This is a genomic window from Desertibacillus haloalkaliphilus (assembly GCF_019039105.1).
In the GTDB taxonomy this organism is placed as follows: domain Bacteria; phylum Bacillota; class Bacilli; order Bacillales; family KJ1-10-99; genus Desertibacillus; species Desertibacillus haloalkaliphilus.
Window position 1 is genome coordinate 1 of record NZ_JAHPIV010000085.1, and the last position, 472, is coordinate 472.

Genomic DNA, 472 nt, shown 5'->3' on the forward strand with positions numbered 1-472 from the left:
TTTCCTTTTTTTTCCCCCCCTCTTCCTAAATTTTTTATTTCTACCTCTCCCTTTTTTCAAAATATCCAATCATCTCACTTTAATATTTTTTATATTAAAACTACTTTTATTTCTTTAATACTCTCCCTTCCTCTCTTCCCTCCCCCTTCCCTCTTTTTTTTTCCTCCCTCTTCTTCCCTCCCCCCTCCCCTCTCTCTTCCTTTCTTTCCCCCTTCCTCTTTCCCTCCCTCCTCCTCCCCTTTCCCCCCCTCTTTCCCCTTCCTTCCCCCTTTTCTTCTCTTTCCCTTTCTCCTCTTTCCTTCTCTCCCTCTTTTCTCTCTCCCCTTTCTTTTTCCCCCTCCTCCCTCCCCCTTTCTTCTCTCTCCTTCTCCCCCCCTTCTTTCCCCCTCCCCCCCTTTTCCCCTTCTCTTCCTTCCCTTTTTTCCCCCTCCCCCCCTTTCCTCCTTCTTTCCTCCCCCCTCTCCCCCTTTTT

1 protein-coding gene is annotated in these 472 nt (G+C 48.1%); it reads right to left on the reverse strand.

What is annotated here, in order from left to right:
• Positions 1-114: 114 nt before the first annotated feature.
• A partial coding sequence (locus KH400_RS29655; protein WP_217227959.1) for a hypothetical protein occupies positions 115-472 on the reverse strand: 358 nt, incomplete at its 5' end.